The 277-nt window shown below is 73.6% G+C and carries 1 protein-coding gene; it reads left to right on the forward strand.

Annotation, left to right across the window (positions count from 1 at the left end; genetic code table 11):
- Window positions 1-244: hypothetical protein (locus tag Ga0466249_RS26065; protein ID WP_215832398.1), on the forward strand; the 244-nt coding region annotated here is incomplete at its 5' end.
- Between the last annotated feature and the right edge of the window lie 33 nt (window positions 245-277).

Consider the following 277-nt stretch of genomic DNA (forward strand, 5'->3'; position numbering starts at 1 on the left):
CGCGGGGCTGCATGTGTCGGCGGGCCTGGTGCTGGGCGCCGGTTCGGCGTGGGTGCTCTGGAACCTCCAGGCCGGGGCGATCGTCATCGGTCACGTCATGGCGGTGCTGGCCGCGCATGCGATCGCCGGGCGCCTGCACGGGACCGCCGCCGCGAGCGCCCTCAGCCAGGCGCCGCTGGCCGCGCTGATGGTCGGCTACACCGTCTTCGGGCTCTGGCTGCTGTCGACGCCAACGGGATATTGAGCCGTCGCCGCGATACGCCCCATGCCGCTGCGG

This window comes from Pelorhabdus rhamnosifermentans (assembly GCF_018835585.1).
Lineage (GTDB): Bacteria > Bacillota > Negativicutes > UMGS1260 > UMGS1260 > Pelorhabdus > Pelorhabdus rhamnosifermentans.